Origin of the sequence: Propionivibrio dicarboxylicus, assembly GCF_900099695.1 — a bacterium.
Classification (GTDB): Bacteria; Pseudomonadota; Gammaproteobacteria; order Burkholderiales; family Rhodocyclaceae; genus Propionivibrio; species Propionivibrio dicarboxylicus.
In genome coordinates this window covers 1-9283 of record NZ_FNCY01000034.1, presented here as the reverse complement: position 1 = coordinate 9283, position 9283 = coordinate 1, and the positions used below count along the sequence as shown (strand labels likewise).

The window sequence follows — 9283 nt, the reverse complement described above, 5'->3', positions numbered from 1 at the left end:
GGTCGAGACGATCTTCTCGCGACCGGCCGGCGTCGAGACGTCCGCCTGGACATAGACCCAGGGATTGCCGGCCTGCTCGATGCCGGCAAAGTTGGACGCGATGCTTTCGGGTGCCGAGGTCCCGACGGCGACAATGGCATACCCTTCGGTCGCCAGTCGGGTGGCAATGGCATTGCCGATGCCGCGTGAGGAGCCGGTCACAACTGCAACTTTTTGTTTGATCATGATATTTTCAGGAGGAATGGAGAAGTCACTGTTTTTTGTTCTGAAGATTCAGCAGTTTTTTAGCGTTTTCGTAGTAAATCCTTGTGCGATCGGACTCGGAAATATCAAGTGAATCGATGGCAGCAATCGTGTCTCGAATGACGAGTTCTCCGCGCTCTTTGTCGAACGGGAAGTCCGTACCGAAGAGCGTTCTTTGGCTAGCTCCAAAGAAGTCGATTCCGCAGCGAATTGCCGAACGCGAACCGAGAACGGCAGTATCGGTATAAAACTGCCGGAAATAGTCGATGGGGCGCTGCGGCATGCGTTTTAGGATGGATTCATAATCTTCGTCGTCAGTGCGGCTGCCCAACTCGTCCCAGCCATGTCCCACCCGGCCATCGAAGAATGGGATCATCGCACCGGAGTGATGGGCGATTACACGCATGTCTGGATAACGCTCAAAAAATCCGGAAAAAACGAGTCGGGCCATGGCTGCACTGGTTTCGTAGGGCCAGCCGAATGTCCACCAGATTTCGTACTTCGATTTCTTTTCGCTCGCGTAGTCCGAGAACTGTGCCGTTCGCGCCGGATGCAGCCAAATCGGCTTGCCGTGCTTGCCCACAATCAAATCGAGGACAGGCTCGAAATCCGGATGATCGAGCGGCAGGCCCTTGATGTTGGTAAACAGCTGGACGCCGACTGCACCCATTGCAAAAGCACGTTCGATCTCCTCCAGACTGGCGGCCACGTTGTTCATCGGCAAGGAAGCAACCCAAGCCGGAAAGCGATCCGGGTATTGATCAACCAATTCCGCCAGCCCGTCATTGGCAATACGTGCCATCTCGGGGGTTTGATCCGGCCCGGCAAGTGCTTCGAGCGGTGGTGGCGAGAGCGATAGCACCTGAGCGTAGTCCGGGTAGCGATCCATAATCTCGAAACGCGCTTTCAGATCGTAGAGCGTATCGAGATTGAACCAGCGTTTGAGCTTGGCCTTGTCGGTGATGATCTCGTTCAGTTTGGCGAAATAGGCCGACGGGAAGATGTGGGTGTAGATGTCGAGTTTCATCAAAGAACCTTTGTAAACATGGCTGCCGACTAGCTTCCTAACAGCATTCGAGGTGACGTTGCTTACATGTCAGCAGCACCTCATCGGGAGAACGTTTCCACCAGTTGGCTGCGGAGAAAATCTCGACCTCATGAAATCCGGAGTAACCCTCAGCCTCAACGGCGGTTCGCAGACCGGCAATGTCAATGACCCCATCACCCATCATGCCTCGGTCGAGAAGCAGGTCAGTGGTAGGCACCAACCAATCACAGATATGAAAGGCCAGCAGCCTTTGTTTCCCTGCACGACGAATCTGATTGCGGAGATCCGGATCCCACCAAACGTGATAGACATCAAGCGCAATGCCGAAGCCGTCGTCACCGAGCACGTCACACAAATCATTGGCATATGCCATCGTGTTGACGCAAGCGCGGTCGGCTGCATACATCGGATGCAGCGGCTCAATGGCGAGAGGCATGCCAACCTTGCGCGAGTATTGCAGCAGACTGGCAATGCCGTCATGCACTTGCTGACGTGCGCCGTCGATATCTTTTGAGCCTTTTGGCATACCACCGACAACCAATACCAAGCAAGCAGCACCGATCTCTAGCGCCTCGTCGACAGCCCGATAATTATCGTCAAGCGCTGCCAGCTGTCCGGCTTTGTCAATAGCGGGGAACATGCCACCTCGGCAGTAACCGGTAACAGATAGACCATGGTCGCGGATCATCTTGGCGGCCCGACTTAGCCCAATCTCAGCAACCTGATCGCGCCATGGCGAAATGCCTCGAATGTCATGGCGAGCGCACCCTTCGATGATCTGGTCAAGACGCCATTGCGTCTTGACCGTAGCCGTATTGAGCGAGAGTTTCTCTGCAGGAGGAGGGGTATGAAGTGCGTTCATGACAACATCCCAGCTCATGCCTCGAGCTTCGGCAGATCGAGCCAGCGGCGCTCAGCCCAACTCTGTAAGCCGACCTCCACAAGTTGCACACCTTTGGCGGCTTCCAGCAGATTCCACTTGAAGTCACATTCGCCCCAGACGTGCTTGAGAAAGAGCTCCCACTGCACCTTGAAGGCGTTGTCGTAAGTCGTGCTGTCCGGCACCTGCGCCCAGTCATCGTAGAAATTGTGAGTCTGGCGAACGTCGGGGTTCCAGGTGGGACGGGGCGTGTTGACACGAGACTGAGTCCAGCAATCGGTCAGCCCGGCAACGGCAGAACCATGAGTACCATCGACCTGGAAAGTAACGAGATCATCACGACGTACGCGCACGCACCATGAACTGTTCATTTGGACGATCACTCCGCTTTCCAACTCAAAGGTGGCGTAAGCAGCATCGTCGGCGGTCGCCTTGTACGGATTGCCTTTTTCATCCCAGCGCTGTGGGATATGCGTGGCCCCCAAACATGAAACGCTCTTGATCGGTCCGAAAACGTTGTCGACGACATAACGCCAGTGACAGAGCATATCGAGGATCATGCCGCCGCCATCTTCACTCCTATAGTTCCAAGACGGACGCTGAGTCGGCTGTAGGTCGCCTTCAAAGACCCAATAACCAAACTCGCCGCGTACCGATAAGACATCGCCAAAGAAACCAGCCTTGTTCAACATCTGGAGTTTCAACAGGCCCGGCAACCACAACTTATCTTGTACGACGCCATGTTTTACTCCGGCTGCTTTCGCTGCACGATAGAGATCCATAGCCGCTTCAAGGTTAGTGGCCACGGGCTTCTCGCTATAAACGTGCTTGCCTGCAGCAATCGCGCGCTTGAGTAGTCCAGGACGCGCTTGTGTAGTAGCCGCATCGAAGAAAATCGTGTCGTCTTTATTCTTGAGTGCTGCATCGAGATCGGTGCTAACACGCTCGATACCAAATTTGACGGCCAGCGCCTGAATTTTCTCCAGATTGCGCCCGACCAGAATGGGGTCCGGCATCAGACGATCGCCATTGGCCAGCAATACGCCACCTTGTTTGCGGATTTCGACGATAGAACGGATCAAATGTTGATTCATCCCCATACGCCCCGTGATGCCATGCATGATGATGCCGATTCGTTGTTGTGCCATTTCAAGACCTCTTTTTGATGAGATGTAGCGCTGTAACTAATTGAGAGAAGTTGCAACCAAAAGCGACGGGAGCTCGCTCACGGCGAGAGTTCTTCAAGAACCTTTCCCTTGGTTTCGATCGCAAAGAACAGTGTCACTAGCCCACCGACCAATGCGACAGCAGCAAACGCAGCGAACACGTAGCGGATCCCGTAGTCGCCAACGATGAACCCGACCAGGATCGGTCCAACAGAGGACCCAGCACGCAGCCAGGCGCTACCGAAACCGGTACCGATCGCCCGCAATCGAGTCGGATAAAGTTCGGCGGAATAGAGATACAGCGAGAAGGCTATCGTCTGGAGAGCCGCATAGGTCGTGGTCGCCAGGATTACGACCTGGAGCGCCGTCGTTGCACCAAGCCAGGAAAGCGTTACGAGCGGTATCGTGGCAAACAGGAAGGCTGACGCATACCACGCCTTGCGCCCGACCTTATCGATCAGCAAGGCACAGATGATCGAGGCGACCACACCGACAGCAGATGTCGTCCAGCCATAGGCGAGGCTCGTCTGCAGCGGCAACTTGAATACCGACTTGTAGAGCGTTGGCAACCAAGTGACAAGGCCGTTATTAACCATATAAACACAGACCCACAAGCCCCAGATCATGAAGGTTCGTTTCTGGTAGATACCCTTGAACAGTTCACGCCAGTCTGAACGCGCAGTCGCCCTAGGATCGAGCTGACGTACCACAAGGGCCGGTAGCTCAAGGCCATGTGCGGTCGCGTCATCTTCAAGTTTCTTTACAACCGCTTCTGCTTCCGCAATGCGCCCTTTTGAAGCCAGCCAGCGCGGCGACTCGGGTATCAAGAAGTACATCGGAATAGTCAGCAATGATGGTGTCAAGCCCACCACAAACATCGCTTTCCAACCGTAAATTGGTACTAGAAAGTATCCCGCCATGCCGGCGAACATCAGACCGATCGGGAAAATCACTTCGTAAAGGAGGAAGAAACGGCCACGCTTCTTCGCGCCGATGAATTCATTGATATAGGCACTCGCTACCGGCACCTCTCCACCGGTACCAATTCCTTGCAAAAAACGGAACACCATCATCGAGGCACCACTCCATGCAAAGAGACAGGAGATATCCATCGAAACGAACAGCACGATAGTGAGCAAGAGGACTTTCAAGCGTCCAATCTTCTCAGCCAGCGATCCGAAATAGACTGCGCCAATCAACTGGCCTATATAACCAGCCGAAATGATCATTCCAACTTCAGCGGGAGTTAGCTTCCACTCGGATATGAGACTTGGCATCGCAAAAGCAATGCACAGCACCGTGTAAGCATCAAAAAAGGTCGCGGTACCAACGATGATGCGAATTAGCATCAAGCGACGCGTAACTGGAAGCCGCTCAAGCCTCGCAACGAGTTCGGCGTTGGCAGCGTTGTGTGCAGCATTCCCTGCAACATGGGTTGTCATGGCGATGATTCCTCCCGATTGTTATTGCCTTGACCCGAATCGCCTCACGACCCAGCATCCCAAAAAGGCATGGAGTCTCGGGCGGTTTTCTTGCTGGGATGCAGTATAGATAGCAAAGAGATATACTTGAATCCGCAAAACAGACATTTCAGCTATGCGCATTCTGCATAAATACAAAAGGCATTTCTGTGGATTACTCGACCTGGAAATTATTTATCGACGCAGTTGAGCGAGGCAGTCTGAGCAAGGTGGCGACAGCCTATGGAACCAGTCAGCCGCACGTTAGCCGTCAGATAGGTGAGTTAGAAAAGCTGTGTGGAGGGCGCTTGTTCCAGCGCACTGGCAGAGGGGTCGTATTGACCGAGCTAGGGCTGCGAATCGTCCCCCAAGTTAGAGCATGGTTAGCCAGCACTGAGCAACTCGCCAACGACATTCGATCCTCGGCCGAGACACCTATCGGGAAAGTCAGAATCGGCAGTCTTTCATCTACCGCGCACCCGCTTCTCACGACGCTCTATCGGCGACTACGGGAACGCTTTCCGCTGATCCAGCTAACCATTCGAGAAGGGCAAGGGGCACAACTCGAAACATGGCTCGAGGATAGTAGTGTCGATCTCGCGATTGTCTATCGAACAAACTCGACACCCAGGAACGGCGACATTTATTTAGCGGAAACATCAACGCATCTTGTCAGCGCCGTCGGAGATCCGCTCACAGCGCATCCAACCGTAGATTTTTCGGTATTGCATAACCTTCCGCTTGTCACCTTCTGCCGGCCTAGTAGCCTTCGCGGCTATCTGGAGCAAATGAGCATCGAGCAGGGTATCGCCTTGAATGTAGCGCTGGAGGCCGATTCGATCAGCTTGCAAACACACATTGTTGCCGAAGGTGGTATGTATGCTGTTTTGGCCCCTTTTGCCATTGCTGTGTCATCACGATTCTGCCCGCTACGAGCGTCGAAGTTGATCAACCCGACAATTACGCGCTACGTCGCATTGGCCATGGCCCGTCATGGACAGCTGACACCCGCTTGCCGAGCAGTGATACAGGTAATTCAAGAAATTGCACGCTCTGGATCAGAAATTGTGCCTGAACTCATGCCCTAAGATGACGAGTCAAATAGCTTCTTTGCTTTTTTCAAGAACAACGGGTCATGCCTTACGGTTTCCATCGGCGATGCGAGGCCAAGACATCGATCCGCACCCGCATTTCCTTGCCTGACTTGAAATACGGAGAGCATATCGCCCGCACCTGCACTTCGGCTCCGGCCCGAGGGTTTCTCCCAATTCATGGCGGAAAGCAGTTAAAGCTGAAGCGTCCGAATCCACGGTTTTCCGCACGATTGCCTCCAAACCGATTCTCGAACTCCGACCTGCGGCGCTCTCTGGTCTGATTCCGGGGTTGAAAAAGCCATGAAATAAAGGCAACATGCCGCCCCTTTTTGGTTCCCCGTAATCATTCATGATGGCTTTCAAAGACAGCCCTGCCCAATTTCAGATTATCGACGTCTCATTACTCGACCCAGACCCCGAGCACGCGCGACGCAATATCGCAGAGGAGAACCTCAAAGGGCTCGTCAACTCGATCCAGAAGGTTGGGCTTATTCACCCGATCGTGGTTCGACCCGCTGCAACAGAAGGGCGTTACACGGTCATCGCCGGCGAACGCCGTCGCCAGGCAGCGATTCGTGCTGGCGAGCGCGTCGTACCGGTAGTGATCCGTACATGTGCGGCGAATACAGTCCTGGAAGTCCAAGTGTTTGAGAATATCGGACTAGGGGTTCGCTCAGCCTTGGAGCCGCGCGATATGGCGAATGCCATTCAAACGATTGCCGGGCGATTCGAGACCCCGGAAGCCGCTGCCCAGCATTTTGGCCGTGCCCCGACCTGGCTCGGTCAAGCAACCGCCGCGGCCAATCTATCGGAAAAAGTCACCGCCCTGCTCGACTCCGGGAAAATCGCCAGTACCGGAGCCGCCGTGCAACTGGAGCGACTGGCCAAGAAGAGCGAAACTCTTGCGGAAGCGCTCATCGATCAGATCGAGCAACTGCCGGAGGGGGAGAGAGCTTCCAAAAAGGTGGTCGATGACGCCCTGCTCGAGGCAGGTGGGCGCAGTAAAAAAGAACAAGAGGCCCCACGGGAGGCTCCTGTTGTAATGGCGGCCCCCGTCGCGGATTCGCTTCCCGAAGCAAGCGATGCGCGGCCGCCATGGGAAGAAACCCCGGTGCCTCAGGCGGTTTCACCATCAAGTAGTCCTCGAACCAAAGTAAACCCGAGCAAGGTGAAACGAGTCGCCGAACTCCTCGGGCTCAGTGAGGAAAACGAAGAAGACCTTCTGGTACGTCTCATCGACGAATTTTTGGCACTTAAAGACGCTGCCTGAACCAAAGGCTCAGCGACTGCAAAATCGCGGGGACTCAATTGACCATGACCGCTTTTAACAAAATTGCAGACACGCCCCTCTGTCACTTAACTTATTCCGGATAGATCGCACCGGTCAGATAGGCGCCCCAGTTTTTCTCGAAATAGATCTTGCCCGTATCCTCGATCCCGCGCAGCGCCCGCTTGCCGATCTCGAATCCTTTCCCCGGTCGATAGCGCAGCAGAATCTTCTCGGTCCGATGCGCGGTGTTCTCGGGCCGGATACGGAATTCCTCCAACTCCCCGAGCCGGGAGGATGGCACCGGAACCCCGGCCCGATCGCATAACATCCGTGCGCCGCGGCTCCCGCCACCGTCACGCACATAGAAGTCCAGCGCCGCCAGGACTGCTTCCGACAGCAAGGCGGTTTGCGCGCGCAGGATGCCTTCATACAGATGCGTGGAATCGGGCACCTTGACGCCATCTGCCGCGATCCTGCGATTGAGATCGCGCGCGGCTTCGAGCGCTTCGCCGACGCTGTCGACATGGCAGATGTAGCCGGCGTGATCGCTCATGCGATCCTGGATTTCACGGGCCACGTCCTGCAGCGAGAGTCCTTGATGATTCTCCGTGCTGTTCTTGCGGAACCAGGCCAAGGCGCCGGTGAGCGCGTTGTCAAAGCGGGAGAGATCTTCCGGCGTCGCCGGGTGGCGCTTCAGGCGTTCGGCGATATGTGCCGCGCAGCGCCGGCCAAAGACCTGTCCGGCATTGAGCGCCGCGCCGCCGGGGCGGGTGACGCCGTGCGTTCCGGCAATCTCTCCCACCGCGTAACAACCGGCGAGGCTGCTGCGGGCGTGCGTATCGACTTCGATGCCGCCGTTCATGTGCTGGTGATTGACGTTGAACGGAATCGGCGCCTTTTCAAGCTCCATCCGGTACTGACGATAGAGTTCGATGGCCAACGGGTTCATGCAGCGCAAGCGCTCGATCGGCGTCGACTGCAAGGCCTGGTTGTTCTCCAGATAGGCGCGAACGTCCGGGTCGAGGCGCGCCAGGTCGAAGGGCAGGTCGCCGGGAACGGGCTGAGGATTGCGGTTGAAGTCCAGCCAGACGGTTCGGTCCTTGCGGGTTTCCCGGTAGATCGCCAGATCGACCAGGCTCGATCCGAAATCCAGCGTGCGCGAGGCATGGAAGGGCCACTGATAGCCTTTGCGGAAGACGTTGGAGACGAGTTCCTGCGTCGTCCGGTAATAGTCGGCCAGGAAGTTGTACTCGCTGCCGTTCGCGTCGGTCGAGTAGACGTAGGGCATTACCTGCACATAGGTGCCGGAGAGGTTCCAGGGGAACTCGGTGCGGCGCGTGCCAATGCCAAACTGGTGTTCGGTCAGATTGGTCAGTACCAGACCGGCTTCGAGCGCCATCCCCAAGGAGCCGAAGCAGTTCTTCGGGTAGACGCTGTCGCGGTAGAGTTCGCCCGGTCCGCCGCTGGCGAGCACGACATTCGGGCTCAGGACGGCGCACAGACCATACGGATTCTCATGGTCCGAACGAACATGCAGGAGCAGGCCTGCCACCCGTTCGTCATCGCCATCGCCCTGTTTGAGCAGGGCCATGCCCGTCGCATGATCGAGGAAAGGGATGCCGAGGCGAATGGCCTCTTCGGCCAGCACCTTGACCATCAATCGCGAGGTCCGCGGCCCGCAACTCGTGGCGCGCCCATATTCGTCATGGTCGGTCTGGTAACGCAGCACCGCGCCATAGGCATCTTCCGGAAGGGGAAGACCGAGAAACTTCAGGCCCGAGAAGGCATCGATCGAGCCGACCGCCTCGACATAGGCGACGTCGGAATCCATCGCGCCGCCGCCACCGAGCGCCTGCGCCATCTTGGTGAAATCGTCACCGCGGTGCTTGGTGCAGGCCGTATGCAGCGTCTGCTTGTCCGACCCGGAAAAGGCGGACGTTCCCCAGAACAGTTTGCGTGTGACGATCATCACGTCGACGCCGCGCCGTTTGAGTTCGACGGCGGCCCGCAAGCCGGCTGCGCCGCTTCCCAGGACGACGGCCGGCGCACGGTAGACCGGAATCCTGAGCCCGTCGAATTCGACAATCTCGTCGATTTTTGGCGCCGTGACCTCGCGCGGCAG

8 protein-coding genes are annotated in these 9283 nt (G+C 56.4%); 2 read left to right on the top strand and 6 right to left on the bottom strand.

Annotation, left to right across the window (positions count from 1 at the left end; all coding sequences use genetic code 11):
* The 5 genes from BLR25_RS20635 to BLR25_RS20615 all read right to left on the bottom strand — a co-directional run.
* The coding region (locus BLR25_RS20635; RefSeq protein ID WP_143009956.1) for an SDR family NAD(P)-dependent oxidoreductase at window positions 1-225 on the bottom strand (225 nt) is incomplete at its 3' end.
* A gap of 25 nt (window positions 226-250) precedes the next feature.
* A complete protein-coding gene (locus tag BLR25_RS20630; RefSeq protein ID WP_218122837.1) occupies window positions 251-1270 on the bottom strand; it encodes an amidohydrolase family protein in 1020 nt (339 codons plus the stop codon).
* A 37-nt stretch (window positions 1271-1307) separates the two neighbouring features.
* Complete coding sequence (locus tag BLR25_RS20625) at window positions 1308-2153, bottom strand: sugar phosphate isomerase/epimerase family protein (protein ID WP_091940695.1); 846 nt, start codon at window positions 2151-2153, stop codon at window positions 1308-1310.
* A gap of 14 nt (window positions 2154-2167) precedes the next feature.
* Window positions 2168-3319, bottom strand: a complete 1152-nt coding sequence (locus BLR25_RS20620) for a Gfo/Idh/MocA family protein (RefSeq protein WP_091940689.1) — start codon at window positions 3317-3319, stop codon at window positions 2168-2170.
* 77 nt (window positions 3320-3396) lie between these two features.
* Window positions 3397-4779 (bottom strand): MFS transporter, encoded by a 1383-nt coding sequence (locus BLR25_RS20615; RefSeq protein WP_091940687.1) that lies wholly within the window; start codon window positions 4777-4779, stop codon window positions 3397-3399.
* Between the two features lie 188 nt (window positions 4780-4967).
* Between BLR25_RS20615 and BLR25_RS20610 the strand changes: the two genes are divergently transcribed.
* Together BLR25_RS20610 and BLR25_RS20605 are read left to right on the top strand one after the other, a co-directional pair.
* Window positions 4968-5885, top strand: a complete 918-nt coding sequence (locus BLR25_RS20610; RefSeq protein WP_091940684.1) for a LysR family transcriptional regulator — start codon at window positions 4968-4970, stop codon at window positions 5883-5885.
* A 355-nt stretch (window positions 5886-6240) separates the two neighbouring features.
* Entirely contained in the window at window positions 6241-7161 is a 921-nt protein-coding gene (locus BLR25_RS20605) for a ParB/RepB/Spo0J family partition protein (RefSeq protein WP_245715622.1), read from the top strand.
* A gap of 91 nt (window positions 7162-7252) precedes the next feature.
* Here BLR25_RS20605 and BLR25_RS20600 read toward each other — a convergent pair.
* The coding region (locus BLR25_RS20600) for an FAD-dependent oxidoreductase (protein ID WP_143009955.1) at window positions 7253-9283 on the bottom strand (2031 nt) is incomplete at its 5' end.

Coding starts and splice junctions, on each gene's coding strand:
- BLR25_RS20630 (WP_218122837.1), bottom strand. CDS start 1,270: ATGAAACTCGACATCTACACCCACATCTTCCCGTCGGCCTATTTCGCC.
- BLR25_RS20625 (WP_091940695.1), bottom strand. CDS start 2,153: ATGAACGCACTTCATACCCCTCCTCCTGCAGAGAAACTCTCGCTCAAT.
- BLR25_RS20620 (WP_091940689.1), bottom strand. CDS start 3,319: ATGGCACAACAACGAATCGGCATCATCATGCATGGCATCACGGGGCGT.
- BLR25_RS20615 (WP_091940687.1), bottom strand. CDS start 4,779: ATGACAACCCATGTTGCAGGGAATGCTGCACACAACGCTGCCAACGCC.
- BLR25_RS20605 (WP_245715622.1), top strand. CDS start 6,241: ATGATGGCTTTCAAAGACAGCCCTGCCCAATTTCAGATTATCGACGTC.